General features: G+C 73.5%; 18 protein-coding genes. 10 read left to right on the top strand and 8 right to left on the bottom strand.

The features are described 5' to 3' along the window. The first annotated feature begins 45 nt into the window (after positions 1 to 45). Both lnt and ABT354_RS22505 read left to right on the top strand, forming a co-directional pair. Entirely contained in the window at positions 46 to 1,659 is a 1,614-nt protein-coding gene (lnt, locus tag ABT354_RS22510; RefSeq protein ID WP_351496538.1) for an apolipoprotein N-acyltransferase, read from the top strand. A 61-nt stretch (positions 1,660 to 1,720) separates the two neighbouring features. Beyond that, positions 1,721 to 2,215: an NUDIX hydrolase gene (locus ABT354_RS22505; protein ID WP_351496536.1), complete on the top strand. Its 495-nt coding sequence runs from the start codon at positions 1,721 to 1,723 to the stop codon at positions 2,213 to 2,215. Positions 2,216 to 2,571: 356 nt separating this feature from the next. On the opposite strand, the gene ABT354_RS22500 is transcribed toward ABT354_RS22505, so the two are convergent. Further along, complete coding sequence (locus ABT354_RS22500; RefSeq protein WP_351496534.1) at positions 2,572 to 5,724, bottom strand: AfsR/SARP family transcriptional regulator; 3,153 nt, start codon at positions 5,722 to 5,724, stop codon at positions 2,572 to 2,574. A 206-nt stretch (positions 5,725 to 5,930) separates the two neighbouring features. On the opposite strand from ABT354_RS22500, the gene ABT354_RS22495 reads away from it, so the two are divergent. Further along, positions 5,931 to 8,189: an ATP-binding protein gene (locus tag ABT354_RS22495; RefSeq protein WP_351496532.1), complete on the top strand. Its 2,259-nt coding sequence runs from the start codon at positions 5,931 to 5,933 to the stop codon at positions 8,187 to 8,189. Positions 8,190 to 8,234: 45 nt separating this feature from the next. Here the strand turns inward: ABT354_RS22495 and ABT354_RS22490 are convergent, their stop codons facing one another. Beyond that, positions 8,235 to 8,966, bottom strand: a complete 732-nt coding sequence (locus ABT354_RS22490) for a hypothetical protein (RefSeq protein WP_351496530.1) — start codon at positions 8,964 to 8,966, stop codon at positions 8,235 to 8,237. Next, complete coding sequence (locus ABT354_RS22485; protein WP_351496528.1) at positions 8,963 to 10,357, bottom strand: hypothetical protein; 1,395 nt, start codon at positions 10,355 to 10,357, stop codon at positions 8,963 to 8,965. The genes ABT354_RS22490 and ABT354_RS22485 overlap by 4 nt, the downstream gene beginning before the upstream one ends. A 225-nt stretch (positions 10,358 to 10,582) precedes the next feature. Here ABT354_RS22485 and ABT354_RS22480 point away from each other — a divergent pair, with 225 nt between their 5' ends. Beyond that, a complete protein-coding gene (locus ABT354_RS22480) occupies positions 10,583 to 11,359 on the top strand; it encodes a Clp protease N-terminal domain-containing protein (protein ID WP_351496526.1) in 777 nt (258 codons plus the stop codon). A 473-nt stretch (positions 11,360 to 11,832) separates the two neighbouring features. On the opposite strand, the gene ABT354_RS22475 is transcribed toward ABT354_RS22480, so the two are convergent. Next, on the bottom strand, positions 11,833 to 12,756 hold the full coding sequence (locus ABT354_RS22475; RefSeq protein WP_351496523.1) for a MurR/RpiR family transcriptional regulator: 924 nt from the start codon (positions 12,754 to 12,756) through the stop codon (positions 11,833 to 11,835). Positions 12,757 to 13,081: 325 nt separating this feature from the next. Between ABT354_RS22475 and ABT354_RS22470 the strand changes: the two genes are divergently transcribed. Further along, entirely contained in the window at positions 13,082 to 13,549 is a 468-nt protein-coding gene (locus tag ABT354_RS22470; RefSeq protein ID WP_351496601.1) for a nuclear transport factor 2 family protein, read from the top strand. Positions 13,550 to 13,597: 48 nt separating this feature from the next. After that, positions 13,598 to 16,204: a SpoIIE family protein phosphatase gene (locus ABT354_RS22465; protein ID WP_351496521.1), complete on the top strand. Its 2,607-nt coding sequence runs from the start codon at positions 13,598 to 13,600 to the stop codon at positions 16,202 to 16,204. A gap of 64 nt (positions 16,205 to 16,268) precedes the next feature. On the opposite strand, the gene ABT354_RS22460 is transcribed toward ABT354_RS22465, so the two are convergent. Further along, positions 16,269 to 16,706, bottom strand: a complete 438-nt coding sequence (locus ABT354_RS22460; RefSeq protein WP_351496519.1) for a DUF6299 family protein — start codon at positions 16,704 to 16,706, stop codon at positions 16,269 to 16,271. Between the two features lie 306 nt (positions 16,707 to 17,012). Between ABT354_RS22460 and ABT354_RS22455 the strand changes: the two genes are divergently transcribed. The 3 genes from ABT354_RS22455 (at position 17,013) to ABT354_RS22445 (ending at position 20,504) form a co-directional block, all read left to right on the top strand. Continuing rightward, on the top strand, positions 17,013 to 17,969 hold the full coding sequence (locus ABT354_RS22455; protein WP_351496517.1) for a hypothetical protein: 957 nt from the start codon (positions 17,013 to 17,015) through the stop codon (positions 17,967 to 17,969). A gap of 132 nt (positions 17,970 to 18,101) precedes the next feature. Beyond that, the gene (locus ABT354_RS22450; protein ID WP_502983477.1) at positions 18,102 to 19,556 is read left to right on the top strand and encodes an amino acid permease; all 1,455 of its coding nucleotides are present in this window, start codon (positions 18,102 to 18,104) and stop codon (positions 19,554 to 19,556) included. A gap of 78 nt (positions 19,557 to 19,634) precedes the next feature. Further along, positions 19,635 to 20,504 (top strand): GNAT family N-acetyltransferase, encoded by an 870-nt coding sequence (locus ABT354_RS22445; protein ID WP_351496513.1) that lies wholly within the window; start codon positions 19,635 to 19,637, stop codon positions 20,502 to 20,504. A gap of 59 nt (positions 20,505 to 20,563) precedes the next feature. Here the strand turns inward: ABT354_RS22445 and ABT354_RS22440 are convergent, their stop codons facing one another. Beyond that, a complete protein-coding gene (locus ABT354_RS22440; RefSeq protein ID WP_351496511.1) occupies positions 20,564 to 21,877 on the bottom strand; it encodes a DUF6777 domain-containing protein in 1,314 nt (437 codons plus the stop codon). A gap of 287 nt (positions 21,878 to 22,164) precedes the next feature. Here ABT354_RS22440 and ABT354_RS22435 point away from each other — a divergent pair, with 287 nt between their 5' ends. Then, a complete protein-coding gene (locus ABT354_RS22435) occupies positions 22,165 to 23,475 on the top strand; it encodes a streptophobe family protein (protein ID WP_351496509.1) in 1,311 nt (436 codons plus the stop codon). 24 nt (positions 23,476 to 23,499) lie between these two features. Here ABT354_RS22435 and ABT354_RS22430 read toward each other — a convergent pair whose 3' ends face one another. Together ABT354_RS22430 and ABT354_RS22425 are read right to left on the bottom strand one after the other, a co-directional pair. Then, positions 23,500 to 24,534 (bottom strand): serine/threonine-protein kinase, encoded by a 1,035-nt coding sequence (locus tag ABT354_RS22430; protein ID WP_351496507.1) that lies wholly within the window; start codon positions 24,532 to 24,534, stop codon positions 23,500 to 23,502. Beyond that, positions 24,531 to 25,595: a hypothetical protein gene (locus ABT354_RS22425; RefSeq protein WP_351496505.1), complete on the bottom strand. Its 1,065-nt coding sequence runs from the start codon at positions 25,593 to 25,595 to the stop codon at positions 24,531 to 24,533. The genes ABT354_RS22430 and ABT354_RS22425 overlap by 4 nt, the downstream gene beginning before the upstream one ends. Positions 25,596 to 25,599: the final 4 nt, after the last annotated feature.

Genomic DNA, 25,599 nt, shown 5'->3' with positions numbered 1-25,599 from the left:
GCCCGGACCGACGGCCGCATACCCCCTCACCGTAGACTCCGGCCCGTGAGCACCACCATCGCCACCGTCGACATCCCCGAGCCCGCAGCCGCCGAGCGCGTTCCGCCGCTGCGGCGGCTGGTCCGGCCCGGGGCCGCCCTGCTCTCGGGAGTCCTGCTCTTCCTGAGCTTCCCGCCCCGGCCGCTGTGGTGGCTGGCGGTGCCCGCCTTCGCCCTGCTCGCCTGGACCCTGCGCGGCAGACGCCTGCGGCCCGCCTTCGGCCTCGGCTACCTCGCCGGGCTCGGCTTTCTGCTGCCGCTGCTGATCTGGACCGGCGAAGAGGTCGGCCCGGTGCCGTGGATAGCGCTCGCCGCCGTCTCGGCGCTCTTCGTCGCCGGCACCGCGGTCGGTATCGCCGCCGTCTCCCGGCTGCCGGTATGGCCCCTGTGGGCCGCCGCCGTCTGGATCCTCGGCGAGGCGGCCCGCGCCCGGTTCCCCTTCGGCGGCTTCCCCTGGGGCAAGATCGCCTTCGGCCAGGCCGACGGGATGTTCCTGCCGCTCGCCGCCGTCGGCGGCACCCCCGTGCTCGGCTTCGCGGTGGTCCTCTGCGGCTTCGGGCTGTACGGGGCGGTGGAGGCGGCCCTCGCGCTGCGCCGCACCGGGCGGCTGCCCCGGGGCCCGCTCGCCGCCGGGCTGCTCAGCTTCTTCCTCCCGGTCACCGCCGCGCTCGCCGCGCTGCCCCTGGTGGACGACTCCGCCGAGGACGGCACCGCCACCGTCGCCGCCGTCCAGGGCAATGTGCCCCGTCTGGGGCTGGACTTCAACGCCCAGCGCCGGGCCGTCCTCGACAACCACGCCCGCCGCACCCATGAGCTGGCGGCGGAGGTGAAGGAGGGTCGGACCCCCAAGCCCGATTTCGTTCTCTGGCCGGAGAACTCCTCCGATCTCGACCCCTATCGGAACCCCGACGCCCGTGAGGTGATCGATGAGGCGGTGGCGGCGATCGGCGTGCCGACCGTGGTCGGCGCGGTGCTCAGCCCCGACACGGGCAAGCTCCGCAACACCCTGATCGAGTGGGACCCCGAGCGCGGTCCGGTCAACACCTATGACAAGCGGCATGTGCAGCCCTTCGGCGAGTACATCCCGATGCGGTCCGTCGTCCGGCTCTTCAGCTCCGATGTGGACCGGGTCCGCCGGGACTTCGGCCCCGGTGACAAGGTCGGTGTCTTCGATCTGGCGGGCACCAAGGTCGGACTGGTCACCTGCTACGAGGCGGCCTTCGACGACATGGCCCGGGACACGGTCACCGAGGGCGCCCAGCTGATCTCCGTGCCCAGCAACAACGCCACCTTCGGGCGGAGCGAGATGACCTATCAGCAGCTGGCCATGTCCCGGGTCCGGGCCGTCGAGCACAGCCGCAGTGTGGTCGTCCCGGTCACCAGCGGCGTCAGCGCGGTGATCATGCCGGATGGGAAGGTCGTCCAGAAGACGGAGATGTTCACCCCGGACGTCCTGGTCGCGGAGGTGCCGCTGCGCTCCTCGCTGACCCCGGCCACCCGGTTCGGCGTGGTGCCGGAGATCGTGCTGCTGCTGATCGCCGCCGGGGGTCTGGGCACGGTGGCCGCAGGCGCGATACGGTCCCGCCGCTCCCGCCCCGCCGCTCCGCAGGCGGATGCCTGACGGATGCCCGACGGATGCCCGCGGAGCCGGGTGCCCCGGGGGACGATCTACGCTGGGGCCCATGGCGACTCCTGAGTTCATCCGCGACATCCGGGCCACGGCGGGCCATCAGCTGCTTCTGCTGCCCGGGGTGAGCGCCGTCGTCTTCGACGAGGAGGGCCGGGTCCTCCTCGTCCGGCGGGCCGACAGCGGGGACTGGTCGATCATCGGCGGGATCGCCGAGCCGGGTGAGGAGCCCGCGCTGACCGCTGTGCGCGAGGTGTACGAGGAGACGGCCGTGCGGTGTACCGCCGAGCGGGTGGTGCTGGTGCAGGGGATGCCGAAGCCGGTCACCTACCCCAATGGCGACGTCTGTCAGTACATGGACATCTGCTTCCGCTGTCATGCCACCGGGGGAGAGGCGCGGGTCAACGACGACGAGTCGGTGGAGGTGGGCTGGTTCGCGCTGGACGCCCTGCCCGAGCTGAAGGAATTCTCCCGCTTCCGGATCCAGCAGGCACTCACCGAGGGCCCGGCGTGGTTCCGCCCCGCCGCGACCCCGGAACCGGCCGGCTGACCGGCTCCGGGGTGTCGGCCGTCGGCCGACCGGTATTCCGTGCGGGAAAGGCTCACATGAAAATGCAGCGATGCGTCTCCACGCGGACGATGGAGGCCGGTTCTGCCGCTGCGGCCATGGGTGCAGATACCACGGCCAGACCTATGACGGCGAACGGAATCGTCATCGCCGCCAAAAACTTTCGGGTCACAGGTGTGCTGTCCTCTCGCGCTGGTTTTACGCTGTGTTCAGCGGTTAGGCGAGGACGCTACACCACTCGAAAGAGTGGCGGTTAATCGAGGGTGCTGACGGGTATATTGACCCATTCGTCACAGGGAAATGTATAGACCAATGCGGAGCCCTGGGAGGGCGAGAATTCAACCGTCGTCCGCTGTGCGGCTCCGCAGCCCGTCCGGGCCTTCCGTCGGCCGCGCCGCGCGGCGGGGCGCGACCGCCGAGAGTGCCTCCCGTACCCGGGTCTCCGCGTCGGTGAGACCCGCCCGGAGCGCCGAGGCGAGTGCCGTCTCCAGGGTCCGGACCGCCGCCCCGGCCTGCCCCAGGGCCTGTTCCGCCCCGGCCAGCCCGAGCAGGGCCCCGATCTCCTCCGGGGTGTCTCCGATCTCGGCGGCGATCTCGGCGGCCTCCCGCAGCAGGGGGACGGCCCGGTGGCTCTCCCCCAGGGCGTGATGGGCCCGGCCCGTCAGGGAACAGGTCTCCATGACCCCGACCCGGTCACCCAGTGACCGGAATTCCGGAAGGGCCGTTCCGCAGAAAGAGAGCGCGGCTCCCGGGTCATTGGATTCCACGAGCAGGGCGGCCAGATTACTCTGGGAGATGGCCAGTCCCCAGCGGTACCCAATCGCCTCGAAAATATCGGCGGCCGCCCGATAGGAGTCGTAGGCAGCGTCGATTTCCCTGGATTGCAGTCGGGCGTCCCCGATGTTGTTGAGGGCCTTTCCCACGAATACTCGGTCACCGGATTCATGGGACTTGGAGAGAGCCTTCTGGAAATGTTCCAGAGCGCGTTCCACCTCGCCCAGCTTGAGCAGGGCGATGGCGAGGTTGTTGTGGGCCCTCGCGCGATGCCACACACTTCCGCGTACCGCCGTGATCGCGAAATTCTTCTGGAGCAGTACCACCGCGGTGCGGTAATCACCCGTGGCGCAGTGCAGCTCCCCCAGGGTCCGCAGCGCCTCCCCCTCCGCCTCGTCGTCACCCGTCGCACGGGCGACATCCAGGGCGCGCTCACCGTGAGCGGCTGCCTCCGCATACCGGCTGACGTGCAACTGGGCGGTGCTCAGTGTGAACAGCGCCCGGCAGAGGGCCGGCTGGTCCCCCGTCCCGGTCCAGTGGTCCACGGCCTGCTCCAGCAGACTCTCCAGATCCAGCCAGTGGTTCTGGGCCTCCAGGAATCCGGCGACGACAAAGGCCAGCCGGGCCGCGCTCTCCCGTTCACCGCTGTTCCAGGCGTGGTGGATGATCGCCAGCAGATTGCCGCGCTCCGCCATGAACCATGATTGCGCCGCCTCGGGGCCGCTCCATCCGATGGACGGCGGGGAGAGATCGTCCGGCAGGGTGATACGTGTCCGGTGCGGATACGCGAGACGGTCCGCCCGGGCGGCCGTGTGCAGCCAGAAATCGATCAACCGCCGCAGCGCCCGCGCCCGTAGCTCCGGTGGATCCTCCGACTCCCCCAGCGCGCGGGCGTATTCGGCGACAAGATCGTGCGCCCGGTATCGCTCCGGCTCGGGTTCCTGGAGTAAATGGCAGACACACAGTTCTTCCAGCAGATATTCCGTATCCGCCCGGGGGAGACCCAGCAGAGCCGCCGCCGCCTCCACGGTCAGATCGGCGCCCGGATGCAGGGCCAGCCTCCGGAACGCCATCCGCTGGGGTCCGGTGAGGGTGCGGTACGAGAGATCGAACGCCCGGCTGAGGCTCCCGTCGGCGTCCCGGATCTCCGCCAGCCGCCCGGGGGACCGGGTCAGCCGCGCGCCCAGCGTCTCCAGGGTCCAGGAGGTGCGCGCCCGGAAGCGGTTGGCCACCAGTTCGATGGCGAGCGGAAGATAGCCGCAGAGCCCGACGATCCAGGCGGTCCGGGCGATGTCCTCGGTGCGCTCCGTCCCCGCGAAGCTCCGGAACAGCGCCACCGCGTCATCCGCCGGAAGGGTGTCCAGCGGGATCGAGAGCGCGTGCGGCAGCCCGCTGAGATGCCGTCTGCTGGTGATCACCATCAGCGCCGACGACCCCCCGGCCAGCAGCGGCCGTACCTGATCGGCACCGGCCGCGTCATCGAGCACCACGACCGCCCGGCGCTCGGCGAGGATCGTCCGCCACAGCGCGCTGCGCTCCTCCAGCCCCACCGGGATCAGCTCGGTGGCCACTCCGATCAGCCGGAGCAGGGTCGCCAGCGCCGCCCCCGGGGTCAGCGGCTCCTGGGTGGGGGAGTGGGCCCGCAGATCGAGATAGAGCTGACCGTCCGGATACTCCTCGGCGAGCCGGCCGGCGATATGCACGGCGAGATTGGTCTTGCCCACCCCCGGCATCCCCGTCACGGTCTCCAGGGTGATCACGGTCCCCGCGCCCGCGCCGCCGCCCGGCTGTTCCAGGGCGACCCCGAGCAGCCGCCGGACCTCGGTCCGGCGCCCGACGAGCCGGGGCTGATGGGGCAGATTCATCGGGGGCCGCCGGGCCGGGGAGCGGCCCGGCGCCGAGGGCGTCGCACCCGGCGCGCGGTCGCCGCCCCGGGCGAGCACCTGGGGCGGGATCCGGTCGAGAATCCCCCGGTGGAGACGGTTCAGCTCGGGCCCCGGCACCGCGCCGAACTCGCTCCGCAGCCACTGCCGGGCGCGCTGATGGACCAGCAGCGCCTCCGTGTACCGCCCGCAGCCGTAGTACGCCAGCATCAGCTGTCCCAGCAGCGCCTCGTCCTCGGGCCGCCGGCCGGCCAGCGCCGACAACTCGCCCACCGCGTCGGCGAAGTGGCCGAGCCGCAGCCGGGCGGCGAGCCGGGCCGTCGTCGCCGTGATCCGCCGTTCCGAGAGCGTTCTGCGCTCGGTCTCCGCCCAGACGCCCGGCAGCCCCGCCAGCGCCTCGCCGCGCCAGAGCAGTTCGGCGTCGGTGAGCAGCTCGACCGTCCGGGCGTCGTCGCCCTGCGCCTCGGAGGTCTCCACCAGCCGCCGGAACCGGTGCCAGTCCACCCGGGCCGGGTCGATCTCCAGCCGATAGGTGCCCGCCCGGTGGACGATCGCCGGTGCCGCGCCGGAGGCGCCCGCCGCCAGTGTCAGATCGCCGCGCAGCCGGGACACATAGGAGTGCAGACTCCCCCGGGCGCTGCGCGGCGGATCGTCGTCCCACACCCGGGCGATGAGCGTGTCGAGGGAGACCGGTCGCCCGCTCTCCAGTGCGAGCGCCGCCAGCACGGCGCGCTCCTTGCCGGACCCCAGTTCGAGCCGTCCACCGGCGCTCCCGGAGCCTTCCCCGCCCCCGTCGCACACCAGTCCGACGGGTCCCAGTAAGAGGATTTCCACCACACCAGCGCCCTCCGCTGGTCCGCCCGGACCCCCGCTCCCCTTCGCTGCCCGGCGAGCATGGCACGGGGTGATGGACGTCACCAGACAACGGACCGTACTGGCTTGAATCCGTTCAGTTTGCGAGCGGCGTTATGGACGTCTTGATCAGCTCCGATCAGGGTAGGGAAGAAAGCAACCCGTAGGGGGACTGAGGGGGTTCATGGATGGTGGCCAGGGATGCCCGCGCCGAGGGACCGGACGACCCCGCCGCCGGCGGGACCACCCCGGGAGGTGACCCAGTGGACGGCGTCCCGGCGGAGCGCGCGGCGCTCCCGGCCCCCGGGGCCGCCAACACCATCGGCGGCGCGGCCCAGTTGCACGGACCCACCGTCCAGGCGGGCTCGGTGCACGGCGGGATCCATCTGCACACGCCCGCCCCGGCGGCTCCACGGCCGGTGCCGCGCCAACTGCCCCCCGTACCAGCGCACTTCGTGGACCGCCGTCCCGACATCGAGAAATTGACCTCGCTGCGGGCCGGGGCCCGGCCACTGATCGTGGTCAGCGGTCCGGCCGGCATCGGCAAGACCACCCTGGTCTCCCGATGGCTGCGCGGCCTCGCCGGGGACTTCCCCGACGGACAGCTCTACGCCGACCTCCGGGGCCATGTGCCCGCCGACGACACCGAACCCGAGCACCCCGGCACCCCCGCCACCCGGGAGGAGGTGCTGAGCCGCTTTCTGCGCGCCCTCGGCACCTCCGCCGTCCCCACCGACATCACCGAGCTGACCGCCCTGTGGCGGTCCAGCACCGCCGACCGCCGGATCGTGGTCATGCTGGACAACGCCTTCACGGCGGCGCAGATCCGGCCACTGCTCCCCGGCGGCCCCGGCTGTCTGGTCGCCGTCACCAGCCGCCGGATGCTCTCCGGACTCCGGCTGGAGGGAGCCGAGTTCCACCGGCTCGACGCCCTCGGCACCGACGACGGCATAGAGCTGCTGCGACGGGCCATCGGCAGCGAACGGGTGGACAGCGAACTCCCCGCCGTCCAGCGGGTGGTCACCCTCTGCGCCGGACTCCCGCTGGCGGTCTGCCTCGCCTCCGCCCGGCTCGCCTCCCGGCCCCGCCAGCCGGTCCGGGCCCTCGCCGACGCCCTCACCCCCGACTCGGAACGGCTGACCGCACTGGAAGTGGAAGGGGAGGACACCGTGCGCAAGGCCCTCGACGCCTCGTACGACGTACTGAGCCCGCCCGCCGCCCTGCTCTACCGGGTGCTCGGCGCGCTGCCCCTGAGAGCCTTCGACACCCGGATCGCCGCCGTCGCCTGCGGCGAGAGCCCGGCCTGGGCCGAACGCCGCCTCGGCGAACTGGTCGAGGCCCATCTCGTGGAGGACACCGGCCCGGACAGCTGCCGCTTCCATGACCTCGTCCGGGTGCACGCCCAGGACCTGGCCCGCGCCGAGGACGACGACACCACCCGGGAGCTGTGGCTGCGCCGGGTCTGCGAGTGGTACCTGGAGACGGCGACGGCGGCCCAGCGGCTGCTCACCCCCGCCCAGTACGGCCTGGAACGGACTCCGTCGCTGCCCCCGTCGGGGCTCGCCGTGCCCTTCACCGACGACACCGGGGCACTCGACTGGCTCGACTCCCAGCGGGACGGGCTGATGGCCGCCGTGCGCGCCGCCGAGGAGCACGGCTGGCACGCCACCGCCTGGCAGCTGGTCGACGCCTGCTGGCCGCTTTTCCTGCGGCTGCGTTACTACGATCTGTGGCTCGCCGCCCATGAGATCGGTCGCCGGGCCGCCCGCCGGGACGGGCATGGCGCCGCCGAGCGGCAGATGCTCAACTCCGGCGCCATCGGCCTCAGCGCCGCCGGGCACGGCGACACGGCCGTGCGCTGGTACGAGGACTCCCTGCGCGCGGCCCGCGCCGCGGGTGACGACCGGGACGCCGGACAGGCGCTGCTGGGCCTGGGCGCCTGCCATCGCGAGGCCGGGCGCACCGGTCCCGCCGTGGAGCGGCTGACGGAGGCCATCGACGTATGGGACCGCTGCGGCTACCCCCGGGGTACCGCGCTCGCCCGGGTGGTCCTCGGCGAGCTGGCCCTCGCCGATGGTGACCCGGCCCGGGCGGCCGGGTACTTCCTGCGGGCCCACGCCACCATGGTGGCGGTGGACGACCCGCACGACGCGGCGCGCGCCCTCGCCTTCCTGGGGCGGGCCCGGGTCCTGACCGGACAGCGGGAGCGGGGCGCCGCCGATCTGCGTGAGGCGCTGGCGGTCTTCACCGCCTCCGGGGCCCGGCACTGGCGGGCCCGTACCCTCGAAATGCTCGGCGACAGCGCCCGGGACGACGGCGACCTCTCCGCCGCCCGGGACCATCACACCGAGGCGGTCGCGCTCTACCGGGAGACCAGCCCCGACGACGCCCGGCGGCTGCTCACCGCCGGGGGCCTCGCGGACGCACCGGCCCAGGAGCATCCCTGAGCCGCCCGCCCCGGCCCCGTTGGCGGTGCCGGGGCGGGAAGGCCGTCAGGGGTACGGGGAACGCGCGGCTCCCCGATGGCCCCGGCCGGTCCCGGACCCCGGCCCTGCCTCCGACCCGTACCCGTACCCCGGCCCGTGCCCTGGCGCGGCCTCGTACCCCGGCCCCTGTCCGGACCGCGCGGGGGCTGCCGGGCGCGGTGCGGGTGGCGCTCCGCCCGCGACCAGCCACCCGTACAGACAGGACGGGAGCAGGGACCGCACCGGGTCCTCCCGCAGCCCCCGGCCCACCGTGAACCGCCCCGTGCCGGTGGCCAGGACCGCCCAGCCGCCGCCCAGGAGCGGTACCGCGGCCAGTCCGCGGCCGGGGTGCCCGGCCCACAGGGCGGTCAGTACGCCGAATGCCTCCCCGGGTGGCCGGGGCCGTACCGTGCGCACCACATCGGCGCACTGCCGGGCCCAGCCGTCCGGGCAGCGGTCCGCGTCCACGGCGAGATGCTCGTCCAGCAGAGCAGCCACCGGAGGAGCCACCAGCGGAACCCCCGGCCGAACCGGAACCGGAACCGGATTCGGGACCGGAAGCGGAAGCGGTGGATGCGGTCCGGAGCCGGACCGGATCCGCAGCACATACGAGCCGGGCACACCCCGGGCCCGCGCCCGCAGCAGATACCGCTCCCCGTCCGGGGGCGGGCAGGCCCTCCGCCCCGGGGCGGTCCGCCGTCCGGCCGCCGCCGTCATGGCGAACAGTTCCACCGTGATCAGCGCCCTCGCGCCGGTCATGCCGGGACCTCCCACCCCTGCGCCGCCCAGGAGTCCAGGGGCGGCGGAGGCGGCAGCGGGGGCAGGAGGGGTGCGTGGGCCGGCTGGCCCAGCTCCAGCAGCCGGTACATCAGCCGCCGCATATTGCGGTGGAACCGCCCCGGCTCCGAGGTGATGCGGGAGCTGATCGCCGCGTACTCCTCGGCCCGGTACTCGGCCGCCGCGTACTCCAGCTGGGCGGCGAGCGGTTCCACCGGGGAGAGCGCCGGGGCGGTCAGGGCGAGCGCGGCGGCGGGGGACGCCGGGTTGATCTCCTGCGCGGGCGAGGCGGCGAGCAGCATCGGGGCGCCGGTGAGCGTCCCGTAGAGGGTGACCGAGCCGTGGTCGCCGATGAGACGGTCGGCGGCGATGAGGACCGCGCGCCAGTCCGCGGCGGGTGGCAGCAGCGCCACCCCGCCCTCGGTCCACCGGCCCAGCCAGGCCCGTATCTGCCAGGGGCCGTGCCCGGACCACACATTGGGGTGGACCAGGACCGCCGTCCGGTACTCGTCCCGGGGCAACTCCCCGATCAGCCGGGGCAGCAGGGTTTCGAAGCGCCCGAAGGAGGAGGCCGGTCCCCAGGTGGAGACCGCCACCACCAGCTTCTGTCCCTCCTCGACGCCGAGGGCCGCACGGTAGGCGGAACGCAGCGGCAGACTGGCCGTGATCCGGTCGTGCACCGGGTCGCCGACGACATGGGTCAGCGGCAGCGCCTCGGGGCAGCTGCGGCCCAGTTCGGCCAGTTCGGCGTGGTGCGGGACGACCACCGCGGCGGGCAACCGGCCGCCCGGCGCGAGGTCCTCGGGGCGCAGCCCCGCCACCCCGGCCCCGGCGGTGCCGGTGATGCGCTTCAGGTAGTTCGCCCCGTGCGGCAGGGTGATCAGGGGTGCGCGCAGCTGCTCGACTCCCCTCGGCCCGGCGGCCAGGGCCAGGTCGAAGGGGGTGCGTACCGCCTCGTCCCAGGGGAGTACGGGGCTGCCCAGCCGGGCGAGGAAGCGCGGTACGCCGTCGCCGAAGGCATGCGGAGGGGCGGTGAAGACCACCTGGACCCGGAAGTCGGCCGTCAGCAGGGAGAGGACCTCCAGCAGCCGCTTCGCGTAGGGAACGGTGTGGACGACGGCCAGGACGCGTTTGCCCCCGGCGAGGGTGAGCCACTGCCGTCCCTCGCTCTGGAGCTGCGGGTGCAGGGCGTGTGTGGGCTGTGCGGAAGGTGCCGCCGGGTACGGGGACGGGACGGGCTGTGAGGGCTGGACGGGATTCAGGGACGGGACGGGCTGCGGGGACGGGATGGGGTTCAGGGGCAGGGCGGGATGCGGGGACGGGACGGGTAAGGGATCCGGTACGTGTGGTCCATAGCTGCTCAACGCCGACATGGCGCCCCCCGGTTGGTCTGTTCTCTGGATGGCCGAACGGCCCGACAACCGCTTTCTCACCCCCACCGCTGGCAGGAACGCTTGCCGCTCCCTTGCGGAAACCTTGCAGCCCTCCAGGGGTGGTGTGTTCGCCCGCCGTGGGCCCCGCCGGGCCGGTACGGACGGACGGCCGAAAAGTGTCAACTCGCGGTTGACACCCCTGGGTTGTCAACTTACGGTTGACGCATGGAGAATCCCGTACAGGTAACCGCGACGGTCCGCCTCGACGATCTGATCGAGGTCATCAAGAAGGTTCACGACAACGCTCTCGACCAGCTCTCCGGCGCCGTGGTCGCCGCCGATCACCTCGGTGATCTGTCCGACCATCTGATCGGTCACTTCGTGGACCAGGCGCGCCGCTCCGGGGCGTCCTGGTCGGAGATCGGGCGCAGTATGGGTGTCACCCGGCAGGCGGCGCAGAAGCGCTTCGTCCCCAAGGGCGGGGGTCAGGACCTCGACCCGTCCCAGGGGTTCAGCCGTTTCACCGAGCGCGCCAAGAACGCCGTCGCCACCGCGCAGAACGAGGCCCGGGCGGCGGGCAACGCGATCGTGGCCCCGGTCCATCTCGTCCTCGGGCTGCTCGGGGAGCGCGAGTCCCTGGGGGCCTGGGCGATCCTCGCCCAGGATGTGCCGCTGGACACCGTCCGGCAGGAGGCCGTGGCCGCGCTGCCCCCCGCCGGGGAGGAGGTGCCCGATCTGATCCCCTATGACGCGGAGGCCCGCAAGGCGCTGGAGCTGACCTACCGTCAGGCGCTCCGGCTCGGCCACAACTACATCGGCACCGAGCATCTGCTGCTCGCCCTGCTGGAGCACGAGGCCGGTACGGGGGTGCTGACGCGGGCCGGGGTGGACCGGGCGGCTGTGGAGTCCTTTGTCGTCGAGACCGTCGACCGGCTGTCGGGCCAGGCGGCCCGTGAGGTCGATGGGGCCGGCGGGACGGGCGGGGACCCGGGCGGCGTCTGAGCGGTCGTCTTCGGCGGCCCCGGCCCAGGGGTAGGCCGGGGCCGCCGTGGTGAGCGGTTCGCAGGGGCTCGAACCGCTCGGGCGGAGCGCCGTGGTGGGGACGCGATGAGGAGAGGCGTCCTTCCCCGGACTCCGGTCCCATGGGCCGCCGCCGTCAGGGCGTCGGCCGGGCCGCGGTGCCGCCGCCGCGGGGGCGGTGCGGCAGGGGTGCGGCGGGCAGGGTCGGGGTGTGTGCTGAGTGGCGAAGGGGGCGGAAGGGGCGGCCGGGGTGACGCCTCCCCGGATGCCGGGTGATACGGAGCAGTAAACATATATACCGTCGAGTAAGCAAGGGTATGAAAAATTTCATACGTCGCGGGTGAACCCGATGCGGACGGTGCGACGGTGAAGATGTGTCAATCCGGGTGCCCCGGGGGATCCCGGGCAGGTGGCCCTCCCGCCGGTCCGGCTCACTCGGCGGCTCGCTTCGCGGCTCACTCCGCCAGGAAGAAGTCGTGCTCCTCGGCCGCGTGCTCGTAGTCCTCGAGGCGGGCCTGGGTGCGCTGGGGATCGGCGTCGGCCATCGCCTGGAGCAGGGCCGCCGACAGCACCCCGGGAGCGGCGTACGAGTCGAAGACCAGCCGTGACCCGGTCGCCGCGGTCAGGGTCGCGTCCGCCTCGTCCGCCAGCGGGCCGAGCGCCATATCGGTGAGCAGGGCCACCTTCAGTCCGGCCGACCGGGCCGCGCGGATCGCGCCCAGGGTCTCCCGGGCGTGCCGGGGCATCGCGAAGGTCAGCACCCAGCTCCCGCCCGCCTCCCGTGACTGGAGCAGGGCGTCATAGGCCACGCTGCCGCCCCGGGTGACCGTGCGGACATCGGGGTGGATGCGGCGGGCCGCGTAGGCGAAGTACTCGGCGAGCGCCGCGGATATTCGCAGGCCCAGCACGGTCAGCGGGGTCGAGCGGGCGAGTTCCCGCCCGATGTCGAGCACCTGGTCGGTGTCGGCGAAGGTCCGCCGCAGCGCCTCCAGATTCTCGATCTCCGCGTCGACGGCCGACTGGAGTTCATTGCGGTGTGCCGAGCCCGCCGTCTCCGGCGCGGGTGCCGCCGCCGAGAGCGCGATCGGCTGGAGCGCCTCCCGCAGTGCGGGGTAGCCGCTGAAGCCCACGGAGGCGGCGAAGCGGGTCACCGACGGCTGGCTGACCCCGACCCGTTCGGCGAGATCGGTGATGGAGAGAAAGGCCGCCTCGGTGAGGTGGTCGGTGATGTACCGCGCGATACGGCGCTGTCCCGGGGAGAGCCGGCGGTCGCCGAAGAGGGCGAACAGCCGGTCGGCGGGGGCGGGTTCGGCTCCGGGGGACGGCCGCCCCGGTGTGATCGCGGACGCCTGGGCCCGTGCCCGCTGGTCGGATGGCACCGGTGTCACTCCTTCTCCTGCCGCGGGCGGGGCCTGCCGCCGCGGTCGCCAACATAGCCCAGGAGCACGGGGGAGTACGGGTGTGCCGGGGTGACTGTGCCCCGTTGTCTCGGATGCCGGACGGTCGCGGTGTCCGCGCACCGCCGTGCCGCTGTCGTGCCGCTGTCGGCGGATGCGGGGCGGTCCCCGGCGGCGATGGCCCCGGGCGGCGGCGACTTGCATGAGAACCATCGTTCTCTCTATGCTGGCACCCCCGCTGGAGAACGACCGTTCTCGCCCGGTGGGCCGTCCGCCCGCCCCCGGGTCCGCTGTTGTGGAGAAGCACATGCACCTCAAGCCCCCTGTCCCTCCCTTCACCCGGGAGACGGCGGCCGAGAAGGCCCGGCTCGCCGAGGACGCCTGGAACACCCGTACCCCCGGCACGGTCGCCCTCGCGTACTCCGAGGACTCCCGCTGGCGCAATCGTGCCGAATGGATCACCGGCCGGGAGGAGATCACCGCCTTTCTCACCCGCAAGTGGGCCCGCGAGCTGGAGTACCGCCTGATCAAGGAGGTGTGGGCGTACGAGGAGCGCCGTATCGCGGTCCGTTTCGCCTATGAGTGGCACGACGACTCGGGCACCTGGTTCCGGTCCTACGGCAACGAGAACTGGGAGTTCGACGACTCCGGTCTGATGCGGACCCGCTTCGCCTCCATCAACGACACCCCCATCGCGGAGTCGGAGCGCCGCTACCACTGGCCGCTCGGCCGCCGCCCCGACGACCACCCGGGGCTGAGCGCGCTCGGCCTCTGACCGCCCCGCCCCGGGGGCCTGTCCCGGTGCCTCCCGGAGCCGGAGGAGATGCGCGGTACGGGGCGGCTGGAGCATGCTGACTGTGTGACCTGGTACGGCGTGACCGGGCGCACCCCACGGGGGCGGCAGGACCCCGGGGCGGCGCCCTGGGCAGCGGAGAGCGGCGGACGCGCGCCCCACGAGCTGGACCTGGTGATCTCGCAGGCGTCCGTGAGCGCGATCGAGGCCGTCGGCGGATACGCGGGCGGGGTGTACCTCCGTACCTCCACCGAGGGACTGCTGCGCCTCGCCGTCCTCGCCGGACTCCCCGGGCGGCTGTTCCGCCCCTGGTGGCGCATGCATGTGAACCGCCCCTTCCCGGTGGCCGAGGCCTACCGCCTGGGCCGCGCCGTCCATCTGGCCGACGCCGAGGACGCCATCCGCCGCTTCCCCCAGCTGATGGCCGGGCTGCCGTTCCCCTTCGGCTCCCTGTATGTGCCCGTGGTCAGCGGCGGGGAGCGGTTCGGCGTGCTCGCGGTGCTGCGCAGGGCCACCCCGGGGCGGCAGGTGGAGGACGGGGACCGGCACCGCATCAACTCCGTGGCCCGCCGGCTCGGCGCCGCCCTGTCCGGCCTCGACCGGCGCGGCATCCCGGTGGAGTGGGAGGGCGAGCCCCTGGCGGTGCAGCTGCCCGCGGCGATGACGCCCCCGGTGCGCACCGGCTGCTTCACCTGGGACCTCACCCGGGACACCGTCACCGTCGACACCGGCATGCGGGCGATCCTCGGGCTGGCGCCCGGGGAGGAGTTCGGAGGGACCATCACGGCCCTGACGGAGGGGCTGGCCGGGGAGGATGTGCTCGGCCTGTGGGCGCTCGCCCGGCAGACCGCCGACTCGGGGCGCCCGGCCTCCCGCCGGATCCGGCTGCCCGGCCCCGACGGCCGGCCCTATCTGGTGGAACTCTCCGGCGGCGGCCCTCCCACCGGCCGGCCCGAGACCCCGCTCGACGGCTTCGTCCTCGACCTCGGGGTCGCCCCGATCATCGCGGAACTGACCGACCGGGTGCCGCGCGGGGTGCTCTCCCTGGATCGGCTCGGCCGGATCGTCCACCTCAACAGCAGCGCCGAGACCCTGCTCGGCCGGGGCCGCCCGGAGCTGGCCGGCCGGGTGCTCTGGGACGCCTTCCCCTGGCTCGGCCGGCCCCTGTACGAGGACCACTTCCGGGCCGCCCTGATCTCGCACTCCCCGGTCACCTTCATCGCCCGCCAGAGCGACGGGGAATGGCTCTCGCTCACCCTCTACCCCGGCCACGACGGAGTGACGGTCAGCCTGCTGCGCGCGGCGGAGCCGGCCGACGAGCCGCCACCGGGGCTGCCCGGGGAGCTGTCCGCGACGACGACGGCGACGGCCGCCGCCGGGTCCTTCCCCGCCCTCCTCGGGGACCCCCTGGAGCGGAGCGGAGGAGCCGAGGGACAGGCGTCCGCCTTCTACCGCCCGGTCGCCCTCGCCATCGCGCTCACCGAGGCGGTGACCGCCCGCCAGGTCTCCCGGGTGGTCACCGAGGAGCTGCTGCCCGCCTTCGGCGGCGGCGCGCTCGCCATCTATCTGCTGCACGAGCGGCATCTCTTCCTCGCCTGGGAGACCGGCTTCCCGCAGGGCTTCCTGGACCGGTTCGACGGGGTCGCCCTCGACGCCCGGCTGCCCGGCGTCGAGACCCTCACCCTCGGCCGCCCGCTCTTCTTCGAGTCGATGCAGCAGCTGGCCGCCGCCTACCCCGGCATCCCGCTCGACGCCCATGTCGGCGCACGGGCCTTTCTGCCGCTGATCGCCTCCGGCCGCCCGGTGGGCTCCTGCATCATCGGCTTCGACCGGGCCCGCGCCTTCACCGCCGAGGAACGGACCGTGCTCACCGCCCTCGCCGGACTGATCGCCCAGGCGCTGCAGCGGGCCCAGCGGTACGACAGCGAGGCCGCCCTCGCCCGGGGTCTCCAGGACGCGCTGCTGCCCCACCGCCTCCCCGAGCTGCGCAACGCCGAGACGGTCGGCCGCTATCTGCCCGGCACCCAGGGCATGGAGGTCGGCGGGGACTGGTACGACGTGGTGGAGACCGGTGACAGCGTCGCCCTGGTCATCGGCGACGTCCAGGGCCACGGGGTCTCCGCCGCCGCCACCATGGGACAGCTCCGCAGCGCGGTACGGGCCTTCGCGCTCAGCGGACACGCCCCCGAGGAGGTGATGAGCGGCACCAACCGGCTGCTGATCGACCTCGATCCCGGCCAGTTCGCGAGCTGCTGCTACATCCTCGTCGACCCGGCGACCGGGATCACCCGGGCGGTACGGGCCGGGCATCCGCAGCCGCTGCTGCGCCACCCGGACGGCGGGGCCGAGGTGCTGGAGCTGGAGGGCGGGATCGTCCTCGGCGTCGACGCGGGCGCGGACTACCCCGTCACCGAGTTCCGGCTGGAGTCCGGGGCGGTGCTCGCCCTCTACACCGACGGACTGGTGGAGCGGCCCGGGATCGATATCGACATCGGGGTGGAGCGGCTGCGCGCCGCCTTCGCCGCGGGCGGGATGTTCTCGCTGGCCCAGGTCGCCGACCGGCTGATCCATGAGGCGCGCGCGGCGGCCGACCGGGCCGACGACATCGCGCTGCTGCTCGCCTCCCGCTGGGACTGAGCCCGTTCCGGCGTACCCCCGGCCCTCCCTCGGCGGAGCGGGGGCACGGCCGGAACGGGGGGTGTCAGCCCTGGCGTACGGTCAGATTCCGGTCGTCGGCGTTGAGGATCACCGGGAGCGGGACAAAGCTCTGCGAGGAGTCCAGATGGATCAGTACGGCCTCGCCGTGGGCGGCCCCGGCGCGGAAGGTCCCCTCGCCCTCCGCCCGCTCCCGCCAGGTGTGCACCCGGTCGTCGCAGATGGCGCGGGCGCCGTCGATCGTGGCCCGGGTGTCGTGCTGGACCGCCTTGGCGCCGATGAGGACCGGCCCCGAGCGCAGGGACGAACAGCGGTAGGTGCCGCTGAGGGTGAGGGTGCCGTCCGGGGAGAGCTGGGCCGCCGGGGCGATGGTGATCGTGTCAGGGGCGAATTGCGCGCTGGCCGAGCCCGGGACCAGACAGGCCGCGACAGCGGCGGTGAGGCACACCGAGGAGATGAGCGTTGCGCGTCGTGCGTTGGTCATGCCCGCCCAACGAGTCTCCGGGCCCAGGGTTTCGTATGTCCATGCGAACGGGTGACGCGGGTCCCATTCCGCCTGGGGAATCCCCGGAGCGAGGGTGATATTGGCATATGCCAGACCCTGACGCCTCTTCCCCGGCCGGCGGCCAATTAAGCGTTCAACAGTTACTCGGACGAGTGTTTTCTCTCTCACTTGATCGTGAGTAGGGTGTGATCCCGCTGCCGGTGATCCACGAGGATCCGGCCTGATGCGGTCTGGCGTCAAAGCCCCGGAGGGTGTCGTGTCGTCCGGGGAACGGGGGAGGGGATCGTGCCTGCTGGTTCGTTCGACGGACAGTACGTCTGGCACCCGGCGGCCGACGACCACCGGCTCGCCCGTGCGTGCATCGATGTCCGGGCGGGCCGCTACCGCAGCGCCGGGGATGTGCTCCGGGAGGCCCGCGGCGACTACGATCTGCGCGCCCACCGCTCGCTGGTGCTCGCCTCCGAGGCCGCCGACTCCGATCTCGCCGAACGGTGGGTGGGCGAGGAACCCGGCCCCGAGTCGGCGCTCTTATGGGCCCGCGTGGCCATGGTCCGCGCCCTCCGCTCCGCCGACGCCGACGACCCCCGGACGGGGGCGCTCGCCGATATCGCCGAGGCCGCCTGCGAACGCGCCTCCCGCTATCTCCCCGAAGACCCCACCCCCTGGGTCGCCCGGCTCGCCCTCGCCCCGATCAGCCGGCCCCTGGACGCGGCCCCCCGTGGCCTGCTCACGGCGCCCCCCGGGCCCTGGCGGCTGCTCACCCGGGCCCTCGGCCTCGACCCCTGGAACCGCGAGGCCCACCACCGCTTCGTCGCCTGCTTCTTCACCCGGCACGGCGGCACCGCCAGCGCCCGCTGGGACGTCGTCACCTTTCTCGCCCACCGCGCCCCGGTCACCTCGGCCCTGCGGCTGCTGCCCTTCGTCGTCCTCGCCGAGGAGTACGACCCCGGCTCGCTCCTCGCCTACCGCGCCTGGCACCGACCCCAGTGGGTCTCGGCGGCGACCGGGAGCTACCTCCACTGGTTCCCCTCCGTCGCGGACTACCGCTTCACCCCGGTCCTCGACCTCTCCTATCTCGCCCACGCCCTCCATCTGGGCGGGCAGCCGCGCCGGGCCCGTGAGGTGCTGACCGCGATGGGCCCCTACGCCGCCCGGATGCCCTGGAGCGTCTTCGGCGCCCCCGACGAACAGTTGACCAAGGCCAGACGCTCCTGCGGACTGCCCGTACCCGCCACCCGCTGAATCCGCCGCCCCCCGCAGGCCAGAAATGGAAAGGAGACGGTTGTGTCCGAGCGCACAACTGTCCAGCGGCCGAGAAAACGTCATCGAGCCGGTGCCGAGGCAACCATCGACGACGACGCCACGCTGCACGCGATGGGATATCCCAGGAAACTCACCCGGAGATTCCGGGGATTCGACAACTTCGCCATCTCCTTCACCATCATCAACATCATCTCCGGAATCTTCTCCGCCTTCGGATTCGGCATGGGAGCGGGCGGACCCCCGATTCTGGTGTTCGGCTGGATCGGGGTCTCCCTCATGGTCCTCTTCGTCGGCGCGGCGATGGGGGAGATCGCCTCCGCCTATCCCACCAGCGGAGCCCTCTACTTCTCCGCCGGGAAACTCGCCCGCCGCCACCGGGGCGCCTGGTCCTGGTACACCGGCTGGCTCAACTTCGTCGGCCAGATCGGCGGCACCGCCGCCACCGGATACGCCGCCGCCACCTTCATCCAGGCGTTCATCGTCATGCAGTGGCCCGGCTACACCGTCACCGGCCAGCGCACCGTCCTCATCACCACGGCCATCCTGCTGCTCCAGGCGCTCGCCAACACCTACACCGTGCAGCTCGTCGCCACCCTCAACCGGATCTCCGTCTGGTGGCTGCTCATCGGCATGACCGTCATCGTCCTCAGCCTGGCCCTGGTCCCGTCCCACCACCAACCCCCGTCGTTCGCCTTCCATTTCGTCAATGACACCGGCTTCGACGAAGCGCTCTACGCCGCGATGCTGGGGCTCCTGGTGACCAGCTGGACCTTCACCGGCTTCGACGGCAGCTTCCACATGTCGGAGGAGACGGTACGGGCCACGGTCAACACCCCCAAAGGCATCATGCGGGCCATCGCCTGGTCCGCCGTCACCGGACTCGTCCTGATGCTCGCCCTGGTCTACGCGATACGCGATTACCCGGCCACCGCCCAGTCCTCCGCGCCCCCGGTACGGATTCTGATCGACGCCCTGGGAACCGGGGCCGCGAAGCTGCTGCTCCTCATCGTGATCGGCGCCATGCTCTTCTGCGGACTGGCCAACATGACCAGCAATACCCGGCAGATCTTCGCCTTCGCACGGGACGGCGCCATGCCCGGATCAAGGCTCTGGCATTCGGTCTCCCCCCGAACCCGCACCCCCGTCAAAGCCGTCTGGCTGGCGGCCGGCTGCTCCCTGGTGCTGATCACTCCCGCCTGGTGGTCGCACACGGCGTTCACGGCGATCGTCAGCGTCAATGTCGTGGGCCTCTATCTCGCCTACGGCGCCCCGATCCTGCTCCGGCTGCGCCTCGGCGACGACTTCCGGCCGGGCCCCTGGCACCTGGGGCGCTGGGGCGTCCCCGTCGCCCTGACCGCCGTCGTCTGGATCGCGGTCAGCAGTGTGCTCTTCATGCTGCCGCACGCCTCCCCCATCACCCCCACCACCTTCAACTACGCGCCCATAGCGCTGGGCGCGGTGCTCGCCATCGCCACCGCCTGGTGGTTCGCCACCGCGCGCCGCCGCTTCCAGGGCCCGGTCAGCTACGGCAGCCCCGACGAGGTGGCCGCCATGGACCTGGTCTGACCCCGTCCGTCCGCCCGCCCTACCCACCCGCTGTCCGTCCCACCCGATATCCGCAGAGCTGAGAGGACACCCCTACCGATGAACAACCCCCTCACGCAGCAGGCGACCGGACTCACCGTCGCCCCCGCCTCCCTGGAGGAATGGAACCTGGTGGCCGAGTGGTGCGTCGGGGAGGGCTGGAACCCGGGCACCGGGGATGTTGCCGCCTTCCACCCCACCGACCCCGGCGGCTTCTTCCTGGGCCGGATCGACGGCCGCCCGGTCTCCGCCGTCTCCGTCGTCAACTACGGCGACCGGTACGCCTTCCTCGGCTTCTATCTGGTCGTCCCCGAGGAGCGCGGCCGGGGCCTGGGCCTCGCCACCTGGCGGGCCGCCTTCCCGCACGCCGGTGACCGGCTGGTCGGCCTGGACGCCGTCCCCGCCCAGGAGGCCACCTACCGGCGGTCGGGCTTTGTCTCCGTCCATGGCACGGTCCGCTGGGCGGGCCGCCCCCGCCGCACCGGGCGGCCCGGCCCGGGCACCGTCCCCGTGACCGGGGAGCAGCTGGCCGCCATCGCCGCCTATGACCGCCACTGCTTCCCCGCCGACCGCCCGGCCTTCCTCGGCCGCTGGCTGACCGCCCCGGGCCACCGGGCGTTTGTCCGGCTGGACGAGGGCCGGATCACCGGGTACGGGGCGATCCGCCCCAGCCAGGACGGCCACCGGATCGGCCCGCTCTTCGCCGACACCCGTGCCGACGCCGAGGCCCTCTTCGACAGCCTCACCGCGCACCTCGGCGACGAGGAGGAGGTCGCCGTCGACATGCCCGAACCCCAGACGGCCGCCGCCGCGCTCGCCGAGGAGCGGGGCCTGGTGGCCCAGTTCCCGACCACCCGGATGTACACCGGGCCCGCCCCCGAGGTACGGGCCGAGCGCGTCTTCGGCGTCACCTCGCTCGAACTGGGCTGACCGTACGGGCCATCACCGGATCAGGGAGCGGCCGGCAGACGGGACTTTGAAGACACGACCTAGGGGACAGGAGCGCTCGCGGGCCCGCTCTGCGGGGCGGGTCCGGCGGTGGTGTCGCCCCCCGGTGACCCCTGCGGCTGCTCGGTCGCCGGGGGGTACCCCGGCTGCTCGGGCGTCTGCGGGGCGGCGGGCGACTCCGGTGACGGCGGCTGCTCGGGCGTCCGGGGCGACTCGGGTGCGGGGGTGGTCCCCCCGGGGTTCTCGGGTGTCGCCGGCGTTTCGGGGGTCCTGGGCGTCTCGGGAGGCGCGGTCGTCCCCGGTTCCGTGGTCCCCGGTTCCGTCGTCCCGGGCGCCGTCGTCTCCGGCGGCTTCGCGGGGGTGGGCGTGGGTACCGTGTCCAGACAGGTGCTGCCCGCCGGATAGGGCGAGGGACAGGCCACCACGGCCTTCTCCTTCGGGGCGGGCGCGGGGCGGTCGGTCTCACCGGTGTGGCCCACGGGCCGCGCGAACCAGCCCTTGTCGCTCTGGTCGAAGAGGACGAACTCCTTCACCGGCGCCGGGGCGGGCTCCACGAAGACCACCCGCGCCGGGTTGTACGCCGGCCAGCTGTCACCGGTGGTCCGGGTTTCGCCCTTCTGCACCTCGGGGTCGGTGAGCGGATTGCCGCAGGCGCAGCGGACCCGGGGCACCCCCAGGTCGTTGATCAGCACCGCCGTGCCGGCCTGGAGCACCGCCTGATAGGTCGTCGCCGACCCGTTCTCGTACCCGTGGTTGGTGACCCGGGTGTCCAGTCGCAGCAGTACGGGGGTGAGCGCCCGCAGATAGTCCGGCACCGCGCCGGGCTGCACCCCCACCACCGAGGCGAACGCCCGGTTCTTCGCCGGGTTCTCGGCCAGATAGCTGATCTGGCGCTCCACATCGCACCCGGCGACGTTCATCGTCCCCCCGTAGAGACCCGCCGTCGACCCGGATATGCCCTGGGTGCGGTCGCTGTTCTGGGGTTCGGTGCGCGGCGCGCCGGTGGCGGTCCCGGCCCCCTCCTCCCGCGCGGTCGACGGGGTGAACGGATGGGGGCCCTCGGAGGAGGCGGCCTGGAGGAACAGCTCCGGTCGGGCGCTGCCGCCGCCGGGCCGGGTCAGGACCACGATCAGCACCACGGCCACCACCACGGCGGCGGCCAGCGCCGCGACCTTGGGGACCGAGCGCCACCAGGGGCCGCCACCGCCCCGCTCGGGTCCTGGGGCGGCGGCCCCGGAGCCGTCCTGCGGCGGGGGTGGCGGCGGGGGCGGTATGGACCCGTCCTGGGTGCCACCGGCGAGGGGCCCGGACGGGGGGCCGGTGGGGCGCTCGGACGACGGAGGCTCGGCGGGCATGGGCTCTTCCTCCCACGGGACGACGAGAGCGGCACAGCTCTCTCCACGCGTATTCCGGAAATGTCAGTGCATGGCCGGGCGTGTCTGTGGTCATTGTCTGCCCCGCGCGGCCCGGGGACGCAAGTGGATACACCCATTCCGGAGCCCTGCCGGAGCCTTGCCGGAACTCCTGCCGGAACTTCTGACCCATCCCCGGGAGCCTCGGCGGGAGCCTCTGCCGGACGTCCTCCCGCGCGGACGGCCCCGCCCGGCGGGCGCCCCGGCCCACCTCTGTCTAGCGTGACAGCGTGAGCCAGCAGCCCGCCCCCGGCCGTGATCACAGCCATGGATACGGCCACGACCCCACCGCACGGGCCCCGCACGGCTGGCCCCAGGCGCTGGTGGCCGTCGCCGCCGGAGCGGCGGCCCTGATCGTCACCGCCGCCCTCGGCACCTGGGCGGCGGGCGCCGGCGACCTCCCCGGCGGCGCCTACCCCCGGGTGGTCGCCGCCACCGTCGTCCTCGCCGTCGGCGGCCCCCTCACCGTCTCCGGGGACGCCGGACCGCTCGCCGACACCCAGGGCGAACTCTCCTTCCTGCCGCTCTCCGTCACCCTCGCCGGGGCCCTCGCCGTCGCCTGGGGCTTTCTGCGCCCCCTGCGCCACCGTGCCGTCGCCGAACCCCGGGAACTCGCCGGCTGGGCCGCCCGGATCGCCCTGCTCTGGGCCGTCCTCCTGGTCCTGGTCGCCGCCTTCGCCCGCCGCACCTTCACCGTCACCCCCGGCGGCACCGTGGGCGACATCAGTGAACTCCTCGGCGCCACCCCGACCGCCGCCTTCCGCGCCGATGTCCCCCTGACCGTCCTCATCGGACTGGTCTGGCTGGCGGGCGTCCTGCTGCTGGCCCTCGCCGTCGACCGGGGAGCCCCGCTCCCCGCCCGGCTGCTGCGGCTGCGCGACCCCGTACGCCCGGCCGCCTCCACGATGCTGCTGCTCCTGCTGGGCTGTGTGGCGGCCGGACTGGTCGCCGGGATCGTCGTCGCGGCCACCCGGGGCCGCCCCGCCGAGACCTTCGCCGTCCTGCTGCTCGGCCTGCCCAACCTCGTCTGGCTCGCCCTCACCCTCGGCATGGGCGCCACCTGGGACGGCCGGGCCGACGGCCCGTTCGGACTGCCGATGCCCCGGGTGCTCGACTCCGCCGTCCGTGCCCCCGGCGGCGGTACGGTCAATCTCTCCACCCTCTCCGAGTACGACGGCCGGGTCTGGTGGCTGCTGGTCGCGGCGGCCGTACTGCTGCTCGGCGCCGCCGTCGTCATGGCGGTCCGCTCGGATCCCGGTCTCCCCCTGTGGCACCACCCCTTGCGGATGGCGGTGGCCCTGGTCCTCACCGTGCTGGCGATCTGTCTGACCGGGCGGGTGGACGCCCGGTTCGCCCTCTCCCTGTTCGGGCTCGGCGACCTCGGCGGCGGGCTCTCCGGCGAGGTGTCGCTGCGGCCCAGGATCTGGTCCGCGCTGGGGCTCGCCGCGCTCTGGGGCCTGGCCACCGGTCTGCTGGGCGGCGCGCTGGCCGGCCCCCTGCGACGACGGCGCCACGGGCGACGCCATGGCCCGCCCCTGTGACATCACGGCCCGGCGGACGAGGGCTCAGGGCCCGATGACCACCGGCCGCGCCCAGTCGGGCACCTCGGGCGGCGGACCCGTCGTCCCCACGCCCGTACCGCCCGGGACCATACCGCCGCCCGGAACCGTACCGCCGGCCGGCACGGGCACCGGCACCGGGGCGGGCGCCGGGCCCCCGTCCGCCGCCTCCCGCAGCGCCGTGACGAAGTGCCCGCAGGTGTCGTACCGGTCCTCCGGCGCCTTGGCGAGCGCCTTCGCCAGCACCGCGTCCACCGCCGTGGGCAGATCGGGCCGTACGGTGCTCAGCGCGGGCGGCGCGTCGAACTGGTGGGCCCAGAGCAGGGCCATGTCGTCGTCCCGCTCGAACGGCGGCGCCCCCGTCAGGGTCTCGTAGACGACACAGGCGAAGCCGTAGACATCGCACCGGCCGTCCACCGGCTGCCCCGAGATCTGCTCCGGCGCCACATAGTCGAGGGTGCCCACGAACTGTCCGACGGTGGTGAACCCCGTCAGCGACAGCGACTTCTTCGTCAGCCCGAAGTCGGTGAGATACACATGCTCGGGATGGTCGCTGTCGGTGCCCTCCGCCACCAGGATGTTGCCCGGCTTCACATCCCGGTGGACCAGATCGTGGGCATGGGCGGCGTCCAGCGCGGAGGCGACCTGGGCGGCGATCCGGCCCGCCTGCGCCATGGGCAGCGGACCCCGGCGGTTGAGCAGCGCCCGCAGATCCTGACCCGGTACGTAGCGCATGGCGATATAGAGCAGCCCCTCGGTCTCGCCCGCCTCGAAGACCGGCACGATATGCGGATGGTCGATGGCGGCGGCGACCCGGGACTCATGGGTGAAACGCTTGCGGAAGGTGTCGTTGCGGGCGAGTTCGGGGGCGAGCAGCTTGAGCGCGACGGTCCGGTCCAGCCGCAGATCGAGGGCGCGGTAGACCACGGCCATACCGCCGCGCCCGATCTCGGCCTCGACGCGGTATCCGGCGATCCGCCGTCCGATGAGGTCGGCGGGCCGCCCGCCCGGGAGCCCCTCGTCATGGGCGGCGGTCGTCATCGGGTCCCCCGCTCCCGCCGCTGCTCCCCGTCCTCGACGTCCGCCCGCCGCCGTTCCCCGGTGTCGTCGGGGAGTTCACGCGGGGGTACGGGACGCGGGGGTACGAGAAGGGTGGCATCCGGCCCCACGGTCGGCGCCGCCGTCGGCCCCGGGGGTGGGGCCGGGGGGCCGCCGTCGGCCGGGAGGGTGAGATCCCCGCCGTGCCCGCCCTGCGCGCCCTGCCCATAGGGAGCGGAAGCGCCGCCGCCGGGGTCGCCCGAGGGCGGCCGGGGGGTGTCGGCGGGCGGGGGCACGGCCACGGCGGTCGGGGGCGGCGCGGGTACGGGGGCCGGGGCGGCGGGTGCCGGTGCGGGTGCCGGTGCGGTGGGGACGGCCGGGGGTACGGAGGCGGCCGTGGGCGGTGCGCCGGAGGGGGCACCCACGCCCGCACTCACCCCCGTACCAGCACCCGTGCCCGCACCCGCACCGGCACTCGCCCCCGTACCCGTATCCGCGCCTGTTCCCGCCCCCGTCGCCGGAACCGTCCCGGGGGCCGCGACCGGCATCGGGGGAGTCCCGGGAGTCCCGTCCCCGGCGGCCGGCGGGTCCACCACCGCGAAGGTGCTCATCCCTGCCCCGTCCGCGTGCACCCAGCGCTCGTGCTCCGCCTCGTACAGCCACATCGCCCCGCCGTCCACCACCGCCCCCACCCGTACCCCCCGCATCCGCTGCCCGAAGCTCTCCCCGTCGATGCGGCCCTCCATCAGATCGTCCACCGCCTCCCGGTACCGCTCCAGCGCCCCGGCGGCGCGGGCGAGCAGCGGGCGGGGGTCGGCGGTCCGGGCGGCGGGTTGACCGGCGGCCGGGGGCGGCACGGCCACCGCGACCAGGAGACGGGCGTCCACCCAGGCCGACCAGCCGTTGGCGCAGAGGATCCGGCCCCAGTCGCCGCGCCGTTCGATCAGCCGTACCGGCAGCAGGGCGTCCAGCGGGGCGGTCGGCCGGGAGGTGTCGGGCGCCTCCCAGGCCGACGCCCCGCCGTGCGGGACGACGTGGGTGGGGCGGAACTCCTCGGAATCCATGGTG

It is taken from the genome of Streptomyces sp. NPDC000594, from assembly GCF_040299965.1.
GTDB lineage: Bacteria > Actinomycetota > Actinomycetes > Streptomycetales > Streptomycetaceae > Streptomyces.
Note: the sequence above shows the minus strand (reverse complement) of the source record. Positions and strands in the feature narration are given on the sequence as shown.